Raw genomic sequence first — 19,901 nt, 5'->3', positions numbered from 1 at the left:
TAAAGAATGAATAAAATCAAAGGGCCAGCAATTTTTTTGGCGCAGTTTATTTCTAAAGAAGCCCCCTTTAATAGCCTTCGTGGCTTATGTAAGTGGGCAAGCGGTTTAGGTTACAAAGCGATTCAAGTACCTACCTCAAACCCTGAGATTTTCGATTTAGAAAAAGCCGCCCAAAGTCAGCAATACTGCGATGAAGTCACTGGTATTGCCACAGAGTATGGACTTACAATTTCAGAGCTATCAACACATTTGCAAGGCCAGTTAATTGCTGTGCACCCTGCGTACGATGAAATGTTTGATAACTTTGCCGCAGAGCATGTAAAAGGTAACCCAGCTGCCCGTACTAAGTGGGCAACCCAGCAACTGATGCTAGCTGCTAAAGCCAGTAAGAACCTGGGGTTAACAACTCATGCGACTTTTTCGGGTTCTTTTTTATGGCATACCTTTTACCCGTGGCCACAGCGTCCGCAGGGACTTGTTGAACAAGGCTTTAGTGAACTTGCTAAGCGTTGGTTACCTATTTTAGATTGCTTTGACGAGCATGGCGTAGACGTGTGTTATGAATTGCATCCGGGTGAAGACCTACATGATGGTGTGACATTTGAGCGCTTTTTAGCAGCAACCAATAATCATCCGCGCGTTAATATTCTTTATGATCCGAGCCATTTTGTATTGCAACAGCTCGACTATTTAGCGTTTATCGATATCTATCATTCGCGCATTAAGGCGTTTCATGTCAAAGATGCCGAATTTATCGCAAATGGCCGCTCAGGTGTTTATGGCGGTTTTCAAAACTGGCAAGACCGACCAGGACGTTTTCGTTCTTTAGGAGATGGCCAAGTAGATTTTAAGCAAATCTTCAGCAAGTTAACTCAATATGGGTTTGATGGTTGGGCTGTACTTGAATGGGAATGCTGCTTAAAGCACCCAGAAGATGGGGCAAGAGAAGGCGCTGAGTTTATTAAAGCCCACTTAATAAATCCAACAGACAAAGCCTTTGACGATTTTGCCAGTGGCACAACAAACACTGAGCGAAATAATCGAATTTTAGGTTTATAAAACCGACAACAATAGAACACACAGGACACACAATATGGACAACAATAATTATAACCGCATTGTCTTTCGGCTTTGCTGTATAGCACTGATTGTGACCTCAATGACCTTTGCCATTCGTGCTGGTATTTTAGGTCAACTTGGCAGTGAGTTTGGCCTAACCGACACAGAATTAGGTTGGGTTAATGCCATGGCATTTTTAGGTTTTCCGGTTGCGACTATGATCGGCGGCATTATTTATAATGCCATTGGCGCGAAGAAATTAGTGGCGTTAGCCTTTATCTGCCATTTACTTGGTCTGGTTTTGACCATTACTGCCGATGGCTTTTGGGGCTTACTGGTTTCTACCTTTTTGATTGGTTTTGCTAACGGCTCTGTTGAAGCGGGCTGTAATCCGCTGATTGCAGAAATGTATCCTAAAAATACCACTACCATGCTAAACCGTTTTCATGTTTGGTTCCCAGGTGGCATTGTGATTGGCGCACTTGCCTCTAACTTTATGTCGGGAGCGGGTTTAAACTGGCAATGGCAAGTGGCGTTAATTTTAGTGCCTACGGTTATTTATGGCGCTATGCTGATTAGAGCGCAGTTTCCTAGCTTTGATACGCGTACTCACTCAACCAGCAGTAATATTCGCCACTTATTCACGCCGTTATACCTCTTTTTAATTGCCTGTATGACACTCACAGCAACCACTGAGTTTGGCACGCAACAATGGATTGAGCGTATTCTAGGTTCATCGGGTGCCTCTCCTATGGTGGTATTAGCCTTAATCACTGGCCTGATGGCTGTTGGTCGCTTCTTTGCTGGCCCCATTGTGCACAAGCTCAACCCTACCGGTGTATTACTTGGTTCAGCCATTTGTGCAAGCTTAGGTATATTTATGATGAGCCAAGCCGAGGGCAGCATGATTTATCTAGCAGCCATATTATTTGCACTTGGCGTTACCTACTTTTGGCCAACCATGCTTGGCTGCGTTGCTGAATACATTCCAAAGTCAGGGGCGCTGGGTATGTCGTTAATGGGCGGTGCAGGCATGTTTGCGATGAGCATTTGGAACCCTGTAATTGGTAGCTGGATAGATACGGCACGCTCATCGGCAGAAGCAAGTGGCGCTAGTGCTGAACAAATTGAAATTTTAGCCGGACAGGCTGTATTACAAAACCTGCTGATCTTCCCAATTATTTTAATCGTCGCATTCATTGGGTTGCATTTAGTAGTTAATAACAACAAACGCACCGAAAAATGTGCATCTTAAGCAAGTAAATCGTCGAGGAACACTATGTTTAAATCTCTTAAAGCACTGACTTTAATGCTTACCATTAGTAGCTGTGCACTCGCTAATGCGGCTGACAATCAGCTTACACAACAAGAAAAGCAAGCTGGCTGGCAGTTATTGTTTGATGGTAAAGATATGTCGCAATGGCGTAACTTTAAAAGCGAATCTTTAAACCCTGCATGGGTCGTTGAAGATGGCGCTATGACACTAACCAAAGGTGGTGGCGACCTGCTCACTAAGAAGCAGTACCAAAACTTTGAATTAAAGATTGATTGGAAAATCTCTACCAAAGGCAATAGCGGTATTTTTGTACTGGCTGATGAAACTGGGCAGATGATTTACTCTCATGCGCCTGAAATTCAAATTATTGATAACGAAGAACACCCAGATACTGAAATTGACTCACATTTAGCGGGGTCAATTTACGATTTATTTGCTGCGCCAGTTGCAGCGCACAAACCAGCAAATAGCTGGAACCATGTACGTATTAAGATGCAAGACAACCATTTACAAGTTTGGCAAAACGGTATTAGCACCACCAGCATTGTGATTGGTAGTACAACCTGGAATACCCTTGTTAAAGGCAGTAAGTTTGCAACCTGGAAAAACTTTGCAACTGCAGAGCAAGGTCACATTGGGCTTCAAGACCACGGCGACAAAGTGTGGTTTAAAAATATAAAAATCAAGGAGCTATAAGATGTCTGATTTTAAACACAAGGTATTAGTAGTTGGCTCTGGTGCTGGCGGTGCCATGGCTGCTTACACGCTGACCAAACTTGGCCACAAAGTGTTATTACTTGAAGCCGGTCGTAATTATGACCCGAAAACAGAAAGCCCGATGTTTCGTCGTAACAACGAAGCCCCACTTATGGGTGCAGGTAATAAAGACAAAAACTTTGGCTTTTACGACGCAACTGTTGATGGCGGCTGGCAAGTGCCTGATGAGCCATACACTAGCGCAAAAGGGAGCGACTTTTATTGGTGGCGCGCACGTATGCTAGGTGGTCGAACAAACCACTGGGGCCGCTATTCATTACGCTTTAGCGAGCACGATTTTAAAGGCAAAAGCCGTGATGGTCACGGTGCTGACTGGCCTTTTGAATACGCTGATTTAGCACCTTGGTACGATAAAACTGAAGAACTTGTTGGTGTATGTGGCACCAATACAGGCCATGAAGATATGCCAGATTCATCGCCAGGTATTTTACAGCCACCACCGAAGCCGCGTGTTCCTGAGCTTTTAATTGCCGCCTCTGCAAAGAAAATGGGCATCCAAGCAGTGCCTATGCACCGCGCGGTATTGACCCGCCCGAAAGATGACCGCATGGCCTGTTTTTATGCAACGCCTTGTGGCTCGGGTTGCTCGATTGGCGCCGCTTTTCAAACGACGACATCATTACTGCCAATGGCAAAAGCTACCGGTAACTTAAAAGTCATTACCGATGCCATGGTTAAATCAGTCAAGGTTGATGAGCAAGGTAAAGTAACTGGCGTAACCTATGTTGATAAACATACGGTCACTGAGCATGCCATTGATGCTGATGTGGTTATCTTAGCAGCCAGTGCCTGTGAATCAGCGCGTATCTTATTAAACTCAAAAAATAAAAAGCACCCTAAAGGCCTTGCTAATTCAAGTGGCCAAGTAGGTAGAAACTTAATGGATTCGACGGGTGCATGGTTAGGTGCACAAATTCCAGCACTTAAAGGCCGCCCACGCTATAACGAAGATGGCCATACCGCTAATCACTTATTTATTCCTTGGTGGGGTCATCAAGCACAAGCTAACAATGAATTAGATTTCCCACGTGGTTATCACTTTGAAATTGGCGGTGGCTTTAGGCAACCAGGCTCGGGTGTATCGGGTGATAAACAAGGCTATGGCCCTGCCCTCAAACAGCAAATTCGTGATGCATATGGCTCTTACGTTGGTTTTGCTCTACGTGGCGAAATGTTACCGAACAAAGATACCTACATGGAAATCGACGAAAAGGTTAAAGACAAATGGGGTATTCCGGTATCAAAGTTCCACTTTAAGTGGTCAGATAGAGAGTTAAAGCAAATAGAACATGGTTTAAAAACCGCGAAGCAAATCTTAGAAAACATGGGGGCGACCGTTGGCGAGCTCCCGCCTGCAGAAAAAGCCATTTCTAAAGGTGGCGAAATCATTCACGAAGTGGGCACCACACGAATGGGCAGCTCAAAGAAAGATTCGGTCACCAATCAATGGGGTCAAACATGGGATTGTAATAACCTATTTGTAATGGATGCCGGTGTATTTGCTTCTAACCCCCATAAAAACTGTACGCTCACCATCATGACACTGGCAATGCGTAATTCAACTTGGCTTGCTCAACAAATTGATAACGGGGTACTTTAATTATGCATCATCGTAACGAACATGACTCATATAACTATGTTTCTAACATGAGCCGCCGTGAGTCTTTAAAATGGCTTGGCCTATTAGCTGCGGGCTCGGCGGTTGGTTTAACTGCTGGCTGCACAAAAGCACTTGAAGATGACGGTGCTGTCTCTGCAAAAGAGCATTGGCCTGATTTAGATATTAAGCCTGTCACCGCTAAAGGCTATGGCCAAGATCCTAATTTGGTGATGCCACCAGAATCACCTTGGCCGCTGACCTTAACAGCGGACGAGCTTACGTTAGTAGCGCTTTTATCTGATTACATTGTACCGCGCGAAGGAGAAATTCCTTCAGCCAGTGAGCTACAAGTACCGGCAGTTATTAATGAGTGGGTAAGCGCGCCTTATGAAGGCCAACAACGCGATAGAATTAAAATTTTAAATTCACTCGCGTGGCTTAACGATGAAGCACAGCTTCGTTTTAAAAAGCAATTTGTTGCGCTTAACGAAAAGCAACATCGCGCGATTTTAGACGATATTGCGTTTTTAAACGAGCAGACACCTCTGCAATTTCAGCGTATTGGTAAAGCCTTTTTACGCTTTAAAGAGTTAGTGCTTGCTGCCTTTTTCTGTACACCTGAAGGCTGTAAAGACATAGGTTACCTTGGTAATGTACCAATTGCTGGTGATTACCCTGGCCCTTCTGATGAAGCAAAAGCTCATTTAGATCAGGTTTTAGCTGAGCTTGGTTTAAGCGAGTACGCCTATACCGATTAACTTTCCCCCCTTGTGTTGTTTTATAACACAGTTTAATGCAGGGGAGCTCTCCCCTGCTTTTTTAGGATTTAAGTATGTTTAAAACCCGCATTTTATTGCTCATTTTTAGCCTTGTATTTAGTGGTCAATTATTCGCAAAACTGCCAGTGAGTGTGCAGTTATGGTCAGTCAAAGACACCTTAAAAAATGACTTTCATGGTACGCTTAAGTCTCTTGCCGAAATGGGCTTTGACGGTGTTGAGTTTGCCGGAGATTTTGGCCCCTACTCTAATAACCCAGCAGCCTTAAGAGCAAAGCTCAGTGAATTAGGCTTAGTTGCCAGTAGTGCCCATATAGGCTTTGATGCGCTCAGTGAAAACACAATTGATAGCACCCTGCTGTTTTACAAGACTCTTGGCGTTACGACACTTTATGTACCTTGGGATGAGCGAGCATGGCACCCAGAAGGGGTTAGAACACTGGTTAAAGAGCTCACTAAAGTCAGTGATTATGCAACCCGCCTTGATATGAAGATCGGTTTTCACAATCATAATAAAGAGTTTAATGCTTTTAATAACGCAACGTTTTGGGATTATATTGCCAGTAATACACCCAAAACTATGCCATTGCAGTTAGATATTGGCTGGGTCAATTACGCAGATAAAGATCCAATCTACTTTATTAAAAAGTACCCTAACCGTACACTTGCAACGCACATTAAAGTACGCACGATTGAGGGCAGCAACATGAGCCCGATAATAGGTGAAAACAACATTGATTGGTCTGCCATCATCGATACGTTAGAATCGCACGGCGACACCGAGTGGCTAGTGATGGAACAGGAAGAATACCCAAACGGACTAACCCCACTACAAAGCGTTGCTAAATCAAAACAGAACTTGGATAAGATTTTACATAATCGCTAAAGAGTTCAGCATTATAGGTCCACAATTTTTGTAAAAATAAGTATGACCTTGCTAATTCAACTCCAAGTGTTTTTGCTCTGTCGGCTAACTCTAATAAAAAAGCCAGCACAAAAGTGCTGGCTTTTAAATAATTAAAATTGATAGCTCATTGAAAGAGCAATTTCATTTATATCATTCTCAGAGACAAAATATCGCGTATAGTCAACACCTATACTAACTGAGTCAAGTAGTTGATAATTTATACCTGCGCCAAGAAAAAGGTCAGTTCCTTCATCCCGTTTGACAATAGTATTTGAATTATCTCTGCGACTGTTTATTTTATATTTCCAATGATACGCACCTAGAAACAGCTCCCCTTTGAGCGATGAGGCTAAATCAACTAAATAGTTAGCTTGAATTGCCAAGCCAGTAGGTAAAGCAGGTGCTTTGTCTGAAAGTTCTGAGTGCGCTTGCTCAGGGTTACTCGTTTCTTTAGAAAAATTAACACTCGCTTCGCCTAAATCAATATATCTAATACCCAACTTCCAATTAGGTTTTAAATTATAAAAAGCACCAACGGACCAACTAACGCTTTCATCATCAATCGCCGTTTGTACCCATTGCTCAGATGAATATGAACTTTGAGCTGTCGCTTGACCTAGGGTTGCAGACACTTGCCAATCTTCCGCGGCTGCTGAACTTGCTAACACACAACTAGTGGATAGGAGAGCAAAACTCGGTAACCGAGACACTCTACGTCTTACTACAAAAGCAGAAACGACGAGTAAGGTGATCATGCCAAGGCCACCACCTGATGATTTATTGCTCACATTAACAGTTTGTTTTAACTCAACGGTTACTGAAACGCTTCCCTGTGATTGCGCACCTTGTGCATCTTTCACAATATAGTTGATTGTATCCATCCCTTCAAAACCAGCCGCGGGTGTGTAGCTCAACGTACCATCGCTGTTAACAACGGAAGTGCCAAATTCTGTGGTAGCCGAAACTAAGAACAGTTCACCTTGTTCTGGGTCGCTGTCATTAGCTAAAACATCAATCGTGATGGTTTCTCCATTGCTAGATGCGCTATCATTTTGTGTCACGGGAGCTTGATTAACTTTAATAGTCACAATTGCAGTACTATTAGCCGTTCCTCCCATCCCATCAGTGATACTGTATTGAATAGTCGCATCCCCGATATACCCGACTATAGGCGTGTAAACAAGCCGATTATTCTCGATAACAACAGTACCGAAATCAACCGTTGCACCGGTAATGGTAAGGGTATCATTATCGATGTCTTCATCATTGGCTATCACATCAATAACGACAGATTCCTCAGCCATAATTGTCACAGCATCGGCATTCGCAATTGGGGCGTTATTTCCTGTGGTTGGCACAGCAACACCACCTGGGTCTACAATACTACCATTGGCAACACCATCATCATCATTTGGACCACCGTCAACAATACGTAGTTGTACACACCAGTCCCCTTCAGATAGCCCTGTTGTCCACTCATTACTACCTGGCGGAGGACAGAAACCAGGTTCACCTTGTGTTGACAGTACTTCATTGCCGTCAACAATTACAAAGTTCTGCCAATCTCCATTAATTAATTTCCGATAAACAGCATTTACAGGAATAGGTTGTCTCTGCGGTAAAACAATACTGTAGGTATCACCAACTTCTGGTAAACCCGTTGCTATAAAGTCGAATAGCCCTCCAGTATTGCTTGCAGTTGGATCTTCCGGTAATTCTGTTTCTAGCAACTGCAAACCGCCCGTATTATTTTGCGGCACTGTAGCCCCTTTGCGCAGACATACTCCAGGGTCACCTTCTACTAAAAATTGTGACGACTCTAATGCTTGCTCTTGCATTACGTTACAATCAGAGATTGCATCCATAAAATCAGGAATACCGTCACTGTCAGAGTCTACATACCCTTCTTGATCATCAGGTATTAAATCGCCATCTCTATCAACCGCAGTCAGTTCAGGTAGTGACGGTATTACTTCAATATAAACATCTTTCATAGTCGACAAACTTGGTACTGCATTATCTTTTGCAGTAACACGTACCTTGTAAATGCCAGAAGCTACAGCGGCTGGATTAAACTCAAAAATGAACGGATCATTTGAGGTGTTCACAAACTCTGGCGCAGCATCCCACTCAACAGTTACTTCATCCGTTGGATTTGGATCTGATACGTTTGCGGTAATTGTCACCAATTCACCTGAAGCAGTAATAGTGCTGCGTTGTTGATTATTCTGTAAAACTAAGGTCTCAATATTCGGCGCGACATTGTCTTCGACAATTGTCACCGTTGAAGTAGATTTTGCGCCCTTATTTACAGAGTCACCAAGGGTTATAACAATAGTTTCGTTACCTTCATCACTACTGTCGGCAAAAATCATTAGTGGAATACTCGCCGACACGCCAGCGCTTATAACCAATTCGCCAGATTGTAAATCATGATCAGCGCTGTCCGCTGTACCAGATACAGTGTAAGGAATTACCACAGGATAACTTGGAGCAGGTCCGTTTAAATACACTTTAACGGCATGCTCTTTATCTTCAGCAACTCGACTATCTTTTTGTAATGATACAAGAGGATTGACGTTTAATTGCTGAGTTGTCGTTACTTGTTGACCTTCATTATCCTCGGTTTGCCAGTACACTAAGTGTTTACCCGGTGCAAAAATGGGGGCTCCACGCACGAGCGAAACAGGTAGAGGATTACCTAAGTTATCAAACGCCATTGCTATCCCCAAATCAACTTTGGTGAACAAACCTGTTGCATTGACAGTTAAATCTGCAGGTGCCGTGATGACTGGCACTTTTGAAGAATCATCACTATTAATAGCAATCGTTGCAGTCGCTTTAGCTCGAGCTTTATTCTCGTCTTCGATAATATAATTAACAAGAATTGGGCCTTGAGTATTCTCAATTGCTTGATAACTCAACGTGTTATTGTTGATAGATACTGTCCCTATCGACGCTTTTGCACCAATGATACGCAATGCATCGCCATCAGCATCGGTGTCATTTTCAAGTACTGATAATGTATATTGATTATCAGATACGGCTGCAAAATTAAAGTTATCGTCATTCGCCACAGGGACATCATTTACCGCACTTACATTTATCACCACTGAAGCGTCATTAGATGATAATTGTCCATCAGAAACACGATAAGTAAATGTATCATTGCCATTAAAATTTGGGCTCGGTGTATAAGTAAAAATCGTCCCTTGTACTTGTACGTTACCATTTTCAGGTTGCGAGATAAGTTCGATAACTAATGAATCATCATTGGCGTCTTGAACATCTGCCACAAAGCTCGTTGTCCCATCTTCTTGGACATTTCTCTGCATGTCATTGGCTACTGGCGCTGCGTTAGTCGCAGTAACAAGGATAGAGAACCCTTCTAAACTTGCTTGTAATGAACCATCACTGACACTAATGACAATATTTTCATAATTACCTACGTCAGTAATATCAGGCGTGCCTGAAAGTCTGCCCGTAGAAGTATCAAAACTCAGCCATGCAGGTAGATTAGAGACAAAAAAGCTGAATGTATCTGAATCCACATCTTCAACGGTAGGCGTGAAACTATAGTTTTCACCTTGCTTCACCTCGATAGGCGGTACACCGAAAATAACAGGTGCATCATTCACTGGATTCACAATAATGTTAAATGCTGGTAGAGCTGATTCAAGTTCACCGTCAGAGACAGTAATAACAATATTATCGTAACTACCACTTTGTCCCTCAATTGGTGTACCTGAGATTGTTCCCGTCGTATTATCAAAACGAGCCCATAATGGTAAGTTCGTAATACTGAACTCCAAGCTATCGCCGTCTGAATCTGTCGCAGAAGGAGTAAAGCTATAAAGCGTGTCTTCATCTATTGAAGTAATAGGTTGACCTGAAATAACCGGTGCATTATTCGACGGAACACTTGGAGGGACAATTGTTACAATAGCCTGATTGGTGCCCGTACTATCTATCAGCCCATCATTAAAAGTATAGTTAAGCGTGACTGTTGAGGCAGGGTTATTAGCATTATTAATGTAGCCAATTGCTTGCAACACACTATCAACGAGAACTGAAGTCGCATTACTGTTGAAAGTAAGTTGTAATGTTCCTGCTGAATTAGTGGTTACCGTTCCCACCACATTGCTATTATAGCTTAGCGCACCGCCTTGAGTTAACACTCCCAGCAACCCTGTGTTAGTAAAGAGATCGTTACCGTTGGCTCCACCCGCTCGCGCGATAGTTACAGATGCGCCATCATAATTACCATTGCCGCTATTAAGTGCGTCTAGTTCACTATCTGCGACTGTGACATTGGCATCAATTACGATCGCTGAACCGCCCTCAGTAAACGTGCTTCCTCCATTTAAGCCACTAAAAACAGGGCCACTATTTGAAGATCCAAAAGTAATCACAGTATCACTGCCCGAGTCAGCGACTGTATACACAAGATCACTCGCTGGAGCATTTGTAAGTGAGAGTGATATTTCAGGACTTGAGAAGTCAGTAGCATTGGTATCAATCTCTAGGATACTGCTGCCATTAAAACGCACATTACTGGTTGATAACCCAGTCATACCAGTAATCGTTATTACGTCACCAATACTCAGATCTGTTAGTGTATCGCCATTCAAATCACTTGATTCACCAATGAAGTTATCACTTCCACCATTACCTGTGATGGTATCTGCTCCCTCACCTGGGCGGATAGTATCTGCACCACTACCACCAATCATCGTGTCTGATCCATCTAAGTCAGCAGCGGTAATTTCAAGAACATCGCCAACAAACGCTGAAGCATCAATTACTAGATCAGCAGTTATTGCACTGCCAGTGGTATTAGTAACAGACACTGTTTGTGTATCTGCATTGAAGTTATCAGTTAAATTAATCGTTGCTACATTATTAGTGCCAATTGAGATCCCTTCGATTCCCGTAACATTAGTTGTAGCAAAGTCAAAGGTTCCCCCATCCATAAGGTTTAGTGTTTCAATGCCTGTACTGCCAGTAATGCCAGTTGTAAAATCATTTAAATTTTCAGCATCAACAGCAACACTTGCACCACTCGCTAAGCTGAGCGTTCCTATACTATTAAATACACCACCACTGACGTCTGCACCATCAGTTACTAATAGATTATCAGCAACACTACTATCGCCAGTTAATATGCCACTGTAAGCACTTCCGCCGATAGCAAACGTGATGGCATCTGAAGTTGAATTAGCTGTGACAGATGTCGTACCGCTTAAAATTGTGATGGTTCGAGTATTAGAACTATCATCACCAATCAGATAGTTTTCGATACCTGTTAGTGCTGTTATATCCCCGTCACCACTTAGCGTAATAGTTTCCGACCCACTGGCAGTCAATGTACCGTTAAAGTTTTGGTGCTGGCTGACTGTCATTGCAACATTGGCACCCGATTCTATCGTTAAATTACTTACTCCATTGATAGTTGCAGCAGTAATATCAGCACCAGAACCCAAAGATAATGTGTCCGCAGTCGTATTGTCACCCGTGATTGTGCCTGTGTAAGTAAGCGAACCTAAATCGAAGGTCACTGCATCTGAAGTTGAAGTAGCTGTAACAGAGTGGTTAGTGTTGCTTACTGTCACTGTTCGTGCGTTTGTAGAATCATCAGACAGTGTATAACTTTCAATTGCAGAAATAGTGGTAATATCACCGTCACCTGACAGTGTTAAAGACTCACTTCCACTACCAGAAACTGTTCCGGTAAACGACGATAATTGCGCTACCGAAATTGTAGCTGAACCATTTTCTGCTACTGATAAATTTTCAAAACCACTAACCGTTGCGCCAGCAATATTCCCACTATTGCTGAGTATGAGTGTATCTGTTCCACTTCCTCCAGCCAGCGTTCCCGTTGCATTCAATGTGCCTACATTTACTGTATCGTCACCACTGCTCCCTGTTAGGTTCTGCGCTGCATGACCCAAAGTAAAAGTGTTAACTGCAGACAATATGTATGTTTCAACTGCACTATTACCCGTTAAACCATCACTTGAATCACTGATAGTGATACTCTCAGTGCCAGCAGCAGTGATTGTTGTGAAGTTATCATGCTGTGCTTCGGTCATCGTCACTGATGCATTATCACTCAAGGTCAATGACTCAAAGCTGCTAAGCGTTGCACCACTGATGTTTGCGCCAGTATCCGCTCGTAACGTATCTGTACCCGCACCACCTGCAAGCGTACCTGTTGTCGTAAAACCTGCAACATCTATAGTATCAACTCCAGTGCTTCCCGTAACACTCTGCGCAGAACTAGCCAGTGTAAAGCTCATTGCCGCACCCAGCACATAAGACTCGATATCGCTATCACCGATAAGGGTTTGATCTCCATCAGCACTCGATATTGTAAATTGGTTAGTACCTGAGCCATTGATCGTGGTAAACGCATCATGCTGCGTTTCTGTAAGTGTCAAAGATCCATCAGTTTCTGGCGTTAATGTTTCGAAATTAGTTAATGTCGTAAAATTAGCTAGATTAGAGCCTGTTGCTACAGACAAGGTATCTGTCCCCGCGCCCCCATCTGCAATTGAACCGACAATATGGCTGGGATCAGCAATAGTCAGTGTTTCATCGTCACTGGTGAAGGTAATTGCTGGAGATAAATTCGTGCCGTTTGTTGTATTAAAACTGGCTGCAGTACTGCTCGCCGCTGTGAGATTACTCACAGAAATAGTCGCTGTGCGAGAAGTACTATTATTTGTACCGTCATTTATGACAACGGTTACAGTTCTAGAAGTTTGATTCGGTGAACTGGAAGTATTGTTGTAAGTGATGGCTTGTAGAAATGTTTGTACTTCTGCTGCAGAAGCAGTTGCACCCGTTATAGATATTGTATCTTGTAGCGTAATATCAGACGATCCTGAAACTCCCGTCAATGCATCTTGGGCTGATGCACTAATATTTAACCCTTCAGATACACCATCTTGATCGTTTGTAAGACTTACGGTAATGGTTGTTATCGTGTCGCCATCTGTTTCTGTCACAGCCGCATTCGCTGCAATATTGACCGCACCAGCCCCTTCAGAGAATGATACACTGCTATCGTCACTGCCGCTCGTTGAATCTAAGTCAACTGCAGGTGCAGTGTTACCTGTCGAGAAATTAAAGCTTGTATCATCATTAATACCTGGAAAGCTGTTTCCCGCAGAATCATCAACAGCAGTTGCGTCAATACGAATAGCGTAGTTACGATTACCCGTTAAATTATTGCTAGGGTTTATATAAATTTTATCATTTGTAATGCCTATACGACCGGCACTTGGGCTTGTCGTTGTACCATCGCTCTCGGTTGCTACATTAAAAACTTCAAAGTCACTATTACTACTGACATCACGAATAGTAATGTTCCCCGTTCCAAGGGATATATTTTCATTAAAATCAACAACGATATTGGCATTTCCTGCAACACCTGTGGCATCATCATTTGGCGTCGAATTTGCCCCATCAAACGCAGGCCCTATACTGTCAATTGTAAAAGCAGTTATCGACAGTGGCGTATTAGCATTACCCGCAGCATCCGTTATTGTAATCGTACAATTACTGTATGTACCATCGACGAGCGCTGTGCTGTTATCGGTTTGCGTCAGAGTAATGGTTTGGTTACCTGTTGAACTAATCGTTGTTGAGCTTGAGGTGCCACAACTCCCTCCTACTGATAGTGTGCCCGTTTCAGTGGTACTAAATGTGTAGCTCGGAGTACTGTCACTCCCTGGAGTGGTCACTGCGGTCACTTCTGCAACCGCTGGCGCTGTAGTATCCACTGTGAAACTGGTAATATTCAAAACTGAACTAGGATTATTCGCAGCATCGGTCACAGTGATAGTACAGTTGCTGTAGGTGCCATCAGCCAAAGCTGTTGAATTATCAGTTTGAGTTAAAGTTATAGTTTGATTACCTGTACCACCGATAGTTGTAGATGTCGACGTACCACAGCTACCTCCTACAGACAAGGTACCAGCCTCATCGGTAGTAAAGGTGTAGTTAGGCGTGTTATCGTTCGTTGGGGTTGTAACGGGTGTCACTTCACTGATTATTGGTGGGGTTGAATCGGAGGCTACAGGGTTAGTCACCACCATACTCAGAACAGCTATCTCCTCAAAGTCTGTAGTGCCAACCACACCGCCAGAACCATCTGAGGTTGTAGCCCAAGTAACTACTAATGTATCTATATTTTGCCATTCAACATCATCCGACCAAGTACCTGAGCCTCTGGTAAATGTTTCAGCACTGCCTCCCGAAAAAACACTCCATGTTAAATCATCGGTAATAACCGCGCTGCCACTTCGGTAGCCCGTAATAGTAAAAACGTTATCACTAGTGCTACCAGTAGATCTTCGCCCTAAGTACATAGAGTCTAATGAAAAGTTATTTGTAGCGGATAGCTGAAAACCGCCTGTAGAAGCATTGAAAGCGATATTTGATGCCGTATCAAATGGCAGCATTGCAGCATTCGCCGCATATACTTTTTCATCCGTATATACATTGCTACCTTGTAAACCGGTTCCCCAATCGATTGTAAAGTTTGTGCTAGTAGATAGACTGACTGTTGAGGTATAGTCGTTTACTGCCCCCCCTGTATCTACATTGGTATAATCAATTGTTGCAGCCGAGGTTGCTATTGATGCAGTCAAGGTTGTTGATAAACCAACAAGCCTAATAGAATTAGTTATTTTATTTAATCGCATGATACTCAACCTCTAACCTGCGCTTGATACACATAAAATCCCATGATATGAAGCAATTTCTGCTTTTTATCATATTAAACAAATGCTTATACAGCATTCTTTGGTAATATTGAAGAAAAAGCTCTTCAACCTTCTAATTTAAAGAACGAGTTTTGCATAAGCCTTTGCAAAGCTCGCTCTGTCTGATTTATGAACGAGATGGGTATATTCCCTCCAGTACCATTTGCCAGTTAACTACCTGATATGGACTAACAATACTAAATGGCTCTGAGTTGCCAGTGTTCCCCACAACGACATTACCTGACACACCACCACCCTCGACAGTTAACCCCGATATATCAGTCAATGTGGGAGCTGGCGAAAAGCCTTGCTCTTTATAGTACATTTGGCTACTTGTATTCGCTGCCAAGTAAGACTCAGCATCCGGCGTCGGTGTATTGGGGCCGTTTGTTGCAACCTGTAGTCGCCCAGTTGCTTGCGAAGCACCTGTAGACTCAAATATCGCAACATGATTATGCTGCGGCAGTTGCGATAAAGCTAAGGTTCTATATTCGGAACCAAAGCGTTGGCCAAGATTATAAGTAGCACCACCAGGCATATTACCCATACCTAATGGGCTCCGACCACGTAAATCAGGTATACCAAACGTCGTTCTTGCATCACCACCATAAAAATCTCCAATTAAAGAGAATAAGGCTGAGTTTTGAGATATTGCCATTAACTGGCCCTGACAAATCGTCCAGTTACGAATTGTAAAATTGCCACCAAATGGTCTCATGGTGCCGATATATGAATCTGCTGACATAATTGGTCCTTAATAATGTTCGAGTTGTAATTGGCGACAAATTGACTTAATAACTGTTTTCAAATGCCTCACCAACTAGGTTACTTGCGATTAAATTAGATATATTTTGTACAACTAAAATCACCTCGTTTATTGAGATTATTTGTTATCTTCTGGTTTACTTCCCACAGGGTGGGCAGAAAATACTGGGGGAACAAACAATTCTGGTAATGCCACCTGACGAACACTTCCAGATGATACTTTTCCTAAACAAACAGTACCTACATCATTAACACTTAAGCTAACGGAAGGATGCTCTGGTTGTGTAGTAAAACGCCAATAAAGCTCAGAAGTCTTATAGCGTATCAATACCATTTGTTCGCATTGATCAAATTCATCTGGCTGTTCACAAAATTTATCGTGGTATTCAGACAGCCGCTGCTCACCCAAAAACTGCACCAACAAGCTCCCCATTCCTGGCACTTTTAAAATTGCGGACTGCCCACGCTCTACAATTAACTCCCCTTTACCCTCAAGTTTGGCGATGGTTTGGGCCAAATCAATGCTAGGCACAGCGCCATCGTTATATGGATATGCTGCTAGGTCATAGCCATAATTATTGGTAAGTTCTATTTTTATCTTCATTTGTTATCTCGCATCTGAAGTGTCATCTAGAGCACCGCGCACATGGAATTACGATAACAGCCCAACCTCTATTGCCTTTCATGCGACTTTGCTCACCATCTTTAAAACTATTATTAACTTGTTGCCTGCGAACCCTGCTTCACTAGATCAAAGAAAATCCTGCATCTAGTCCAAAAAGTACAGCAAATCTATAACCATCAAAGAGCCCTTGCTGTGTGCCAATAACATCTAGACACACAGCACCATCAAGAGTTTTAATAACTAAACCTTCTCGACGACTTAGTTGAATAACAGTACCTGCTTGTACGCCTTTGATATCACATTCAACCTCACTCGCTTGTAGCAATTGAAACATCTCTTGTCTTAGACAAAAGGTGGCACAGCCAACATCGACATTGCCAGCACGGCACATGTTCACAATTTCCGAAGTGGGCTGTTTACACCAGTTAATAGCCAGCTGCTGCGGTTCGAGCATGGGTGCAAAATGCTCAAAGCATGTGTCTTGCTCACGCCAAGAGATATTTTCTTGCTCTTCTAATTGACAAAAAGTATTGAGCAAATGAGGTAAAGCTTGCGAGACTTTTTGATTTACTATACTTATCGTATCGAAAGGATGAATAGTAAGGTCAATATCGATAGCTATATCTCCGCTATCCACTTTTGATGTAACATGGTGCAACGTAAGCTTAGTGGCTTGTTCACCGTTTCTAATTTGCCAATAAAGGGGGAAAGGTCCACGGTATTCAGGTAGAGGACTAGGATGAATATTGACTAAGCTGCCATCAAAGTAGCTGATCAACGTTTGTTTTAAAATATGTCTAAATAGGTAAATTACACCGCGATTAGCGCCTAGCCTGTCCAAATCCGCTATTAGGGCCATATCGTCATGCTGGTTATACTGTAAAGTAGGGATCTGCGCTTGATGCAGTAGCTGCTGCAATTGCATTAAATCCGGGTTTGGCTCAGCGTCCGCCAAAACCACACATGCTAATTTATTGGTTTGTTGGAGATATTGGATCGCCGATAAACTCTGGCAACTCCCCGTAAACACCGCATACCTTTGCATCATATACTCTCCTGTACTTTTACAGGCACAAAACCCGGTAACCCTGTCAGTTGATAGTAAAACTGAATCGTATCCCCGCTACTAGCAACAAAGTGAGTATGTTCGATGTCTTTAGGTTTAAGATCTATGTAGACGCTATTGTCTGGTCTTGGATGTGTGATCCCTGAATCATATTGGCCAACCTCTTCTTGCGCGAAGGTTTCTATGTGAGCATAGACCGCAAAAATACGTTTGCTCATATCTTCGACACCCTTAGGTAGTACAATTTGATTAGCAGGGATCACTTTTATACCGCCTTCAAGTTCAAGCTCTTGCATTTCTAACAAAGTAGACTTATTGATCTTAAGGATTTCGCCTAGCTCCACGCGGTCTTGTTGTGCCTCATTAGCTACATTACTTGAATGACTAAACTCTTGAGTTTTCCATTGTTGATTAAACTCAGTTTCCCCAACAACCATCATGCCTTTTACCGACACATTTTGCGGGATCATCCAACCGTCTATGGATAAGTATTTTACTAAATGTTTAGCAATACTTAATTGGCCCTCTTTCGTAAAACCATGTTGCATCGCTTCTAACACTAAAAGATCAATCGCATTTTCTGGCTCAAATATGCTCGCATCGGCCTCTTCAATAAGTGATATATACTCTTCTAGCTGCAAGTCACTCACGAGCTGTTTAAGGGTTAATATTGCACCGGGCTGAATATCCACAAGTGTCACTTGGATTTGACTCGGCTTATAAGTTTGAGTCTCTTTGTAATAACTAAGTAAAGGTAGTAATAAAGGGGCGAAAGGGCCGCATGCTGGATACAACACATTAATTGAGGGTTTATTTTTTAACTTACCTTGAATTGCTTTATCGAGCCCGCGTGCATATCCCTTTATTCGGTATATATCCTTTATTGTATGCTTACAGTTATAGGGTGACATAATCAAACCCGTCGCTGAAATGTACTGATGTGTAAGTTGCTCTTGGCTTAATCCCGCAACGGCCATAGACAGCACTGCTTGGTCATACATATTTTCGAATGTTTTCACTAATTGAGTGTGAGGGGCAGTTATTTCAGAAAGTACCAACGTCATAGCTTCAACAAAACTTTGTTGCAATACAACGAGCCTTTGTTCAACACTAATAGAAGTCTTCAGCAATGATTCCAACTGTGTTCTGACAGAGTGTTTTAGTAACACGTCTATCTCAGGGTTAGCGTAATCGTATAAAGTCTTACTGTTTGTACCGTCTATTCTATCCATGTAATAAAAACTCAGATTTGTTAAATTGCTAATACCTATAGTTATAGATAATTTTATCTTTAACTAAACAATGTCACGCTGTTTTAGATCAAAGCGAATTACATCAGTATAGTTTTAATACTGTTATTTACAATTTAAGGGTACACTTAAAACAACAAATTATTTATTACACTTTATTACAGCTCATTGCATTACCAATTACCTAGTGCTACTTTGAAAAAATGGCATAAAATAAATTGATAAAATGAAAATACTATCGAGGTGTGGTAAATATTATTACTCGTATTTATTTGCCTAGGGTTCGACCAATATTTGAAGAAAAATCACCGAAAAGCTTGCCATGAACAAATTTGAAAAAATATCTTTTCAGATGGAAAAGAGCGTGTTATTTCATCCTCGAAAATAAACTTTCGAGATCCACGTTTATAGCATTCCAAAAAGTTTTCAGTGTTCATCCCTCATTTTAGACAGGATCTCTAATATGAAAAATTATATTGAGACTATTTTAAGTTTTTTAAGCGAAATAAAAATAGCTTATGAAATGACTGATATTAAGAATAAAACCCTTTTGCCTGGGTTATTTATTCAAAATGGAATTCTTCAAATAGATATAAATAAGCTTAAGTATCCCGGAGATATTTTACACGAGGCCGGCCATATCGCTGTGTGCGAACCTATCTTTCGCGATCGGCTAACGGGGGATGTTTACAAACATGGTCTATCAATTAAGAGAGAGCCTCAAGCGATGCATGGTGAAGAAATCGCCGCCACAGCTTGGTCAGTTGCTGCTGTAAAATATTTAGGCTTACCTATAGAGCTCATTTTCCATGATAAATCCTATAAAGGATCTGCACAAAACCTTTTCGATTTATTTGAAAATGGCGGGTTATTTGGTCAACCGTTATTACACGCCTGGGACATGACGTGCCCAAACGCAGGCTTTCCAATTATGCGAGCCTGGATAAGAAAAACAAGATGGATTAATTCGCTTTCTTAATGAGCTGTGAGGCGTTTGGTAAAGAGTTATTTTCTAAAAAAACTTT

12 protein-coding genes are annotated in these 19,901 nt (G+C 42.2%); 7 read left to right on the top strand and 5 right to left on the bottom strand.

Annotated features, from left to right (window positions below):
• Nucleotides 1-6 precede the first annotated feature (6 nt).
• The 6 genes from L3V41_RS06800 to L3V41_RS06775 all read left to right on the top strand — a co-directional run bounded on the left by L3V41_RS06800 (nt 7) and on the right by L3V41_RS06775 (nt 6,375).
• On the top strand, nt 7-1,059 hold the full coding sequence (locus L3V41_RS06800) for a sugar phosphate isomerase/epimerase (RefSeq protein WP_237127405.1): 1,053 nt from the start codon (nt 7-9) through the stop codon (nt 1,057-1,059).
• 34 nt (nt 1,060-1,093) lie between these two features.
• Nucleotides 1,094-2,314, top strand: a complete 1,221-nt coding sequence (locus tag L3V41_RS06795) for an MFS transporter (protein WP_237127404.1) — start codon at nt 1,094-1,096, stop codon at nt 2,312-2,314.
• A gap of 24 nt (nt 2,315-2,338) precedes the next feature.
• Nucleotides 2,339-3,031, top strand: a complete 693-nt coding sequence (locus L3V41_RS06790) for a DUF1080 domain-containing protein (protein WP_237127403.1) — start codon at nt 2,339-2,341, stop codon at nt 3,029-3,031.
• Nucleotide 3,032: 1 nt separating this feature from the next.
• A complete protein-coding gene (locus L3V41_RS06785; RefSeq protein ID WP_062568069.1) occupies nt 3,033-4,712 on the top strand; it encodes a GMC family oxidoreductase in 1,680 nt (559 codons plus the stop codon).
• Nucleotides 4,713-4,714: 2 nt separating this feature from the next.
• Nucleotides 4,715-5,470 (top strand): gluconate 2-dehydrogenase subunit 3 family protein, encoded by a 756-nt coding sequence (locus tag L3V41_RS06780; RefSeq protein WP_062568070.1) that lies wholly within the window; start codon nt 4,715-4,717, stop codon nt 5,468-5,470.
• A gap of 74 nt (nt 5,471-5,544) precedes the next feature.
• The gene (locus tag L3V41_RS06775) at nt 5,545-6,375 is read left to right on the top strand and encodes a sugar phosphate isomerase/epimerase (RefSeq protein WP_237127402.1); all 831 of its coding nucleotides are present in this window, start codon (nt 5,545-5,547) and stop codon (nt 6,373-6,375) included.
• A gap of 131 nt (nt 6,376-6,506) precedes the next feature.
• On the opposite strand, the gene L3V41_RS06770 is transcribed toward L3V41_RS06775, so the two are convergent.
• From L3V41_RS06770 to L3V41_RS06750, 5 genes are all read right to left on the bottom strand, one after another.
• Nucleotides 6,507-15,110: an Ig-like domain-containing protein gene (locus L3V41_RS06770; protein ID WP_237127401.1), complete on the bottom strand. Its 8,604-nt coding sequence runs from the start codon at nt 15,108-15,110 to the stop codon at nt 6,507-6,509.
• Nucleotides 15,111-15,297: 187 nt separating this feature from the next.
• Nucleotides 15,298-15,915, bottom strand: a complete 618-nt coding sequence (locus L3V41_RS06765; RefSeq protein WP_237127400.1) for a tail fiber protein — start codon at nt 15,913-15,915, stop codon at nt 15,298-15,300.
• Nucleotides 15,916-16,053: 138 nt separating this feature from the next.
• The gene (locus tag L3V41_RS06760; RefSeq protein ID WP_237127399.1) at nt 16,054-16,539 is read right to left on the bottom strand and encodes a hypothetical protein; all 486 of its coding nucleotides are present in this window, start codon (nt 16,537-16,539) and stop codon (nt 16,054-16,056) included.
• A 142-nt stretch (nt 16,540-16,681) separates the two neighbouring features.
• Nucleotides 16,682-17,608 carry a formyltransferase family protein gene (locus tag L3V41_RS06755; protein ID WP_237127398.1) on the bottom strand — a complete coding sequence of 309 codons (927 nt, stop codon included), beginning with the start codon at nt 17,606-17,608 and terminating at the stop codon, nt 16,682-16,684.
• Nucleotides 17,605-18,858, bottom strand: a complete 1,254-nt coding sequence (locus L3V41_RS06750) for a hypothetical protein (RefSeq protein WP_237127397.1) — start codon at nt 18,856-18,858, stop codon at nt 17,605-17,607. The genes L3V41_RS06755 and L3V41_RS06750 overlap by 4 nt, the downstream gene beginning before the upstream one ends.
• Before the next feature lie 481 nt (nt 18,859-19,339).
• Here L3V41_RS06750 and L3V41_RS06745 point away from each other — a divergent pair, with 481 nt between their 5' ends.
• Complete coding sequence (locus L3V41_RS06745) at nt 19,340-19,855, top strand: hypothetical protein (RefSeq protein WP_237127396.1); 516 nt, start codon at nt 19,340-19,342, stop codon at nt 19,853-19,855.
• Nucleotides 19,856-19,901 lie beyond the last annotated feature (46 nt).

It is taken from the genome of Pseudoalteromonas sp. L21 (genome assembly GCF_021728035.1).
GTDB lineage: Bacteria > Pseudomonadota > Gammaproteobacteria > Enterobacterales > Alteromonadaceae > Pseudoalteromonas > Pseudoalteromonas arabiensis.
This window is presented reverse-complemented; position numbering and strand designations above follow the sequence as displayed.

Bases quoted from the DNA above. Each gene is read 5' to 3' on its own strand.
- L3V41_RS06785 (WP_062568069.1), top strand. From the start codon at position 3,033: ATGTCTGATTTTAAACACAAGGTATTAGTAGTTGGCTCTGGTGCTGGC.
- L3V41_RS06790 (WP_237127403.1), top strand. From the start codon at position 2,339: ATGTTTAAATCTCTTAAAGCACTGACTTTAATGCTTACCATTAGTAGC.
- L3V41_RS06800 (WP_237127405.1), top strand. From the start codon at position 7: ATGAATAAAATCAAAGGGCCAGCAATTTTTTTGGCGCAGTTTATTTCT.
- L3V41_RS06775 (WP_237127402.1), top strand. From the start codon at position 5,545: ATGTTTAAAACCCGCATTTTATTGCTCATTTTTAGCCTTGTATTTAGT.
- L3V41_RS06770 (WP_237127401.1), bottom strand. From the start codon at position 15,110: ATGCGATTAAATAAAATAACTAATTCTATTAGGCTTGTTGGTTTATCA.
- L3V41_RS06780 (WP_062568070.1), top strand. From the start codon at position 4,715: ATGCATCATCGTAACGAACATGACTCATATAACTATGTTTCTAACATG.
- L3V41_RS06795 (WP_237127404.1), top strand. From the start codon at position 1,094: ATGGACAACAATAATTATAACCGCATTGTCTTTCGGCTTTGCTGTATA.
- L3V41_RS06760 (WP_237127399.1), bottom strand. From the start codon at position 16,539: ATGAAGATAAAAATAGAACTTACCAATAATTATGGCTATGACCTAGCA.
- L3V41_RS06765 (WP_237127400.1), bottom strand. From the start codon at position 15,915: ATGTCAGCAGATTCATATATCGGCACCATGAGACCATTTGGTGGCAAT.
- L3V41_RS06755 (WP_237127398.1), bottom strand. From the start codon at position 17,608: ATGATGCAAAGGTATGCGGTGTTTACGGGGAGTTGCCAGAGTTTATCG.
- L3V41_RS06750 (WP_237127397.1), bottom strand. From the start codon at position 18,858: ATGGATAGAATAGACGGTACAAACAGTAAGACTTTATACGATTACGCT.
- L3V41_RS06745 (WP_237127396.1), top strand. From the start codon at position 19,340: ATGAAAAATTATATTGAGACTATTTTAAGTTTTTTAAGCGAAATAAAA.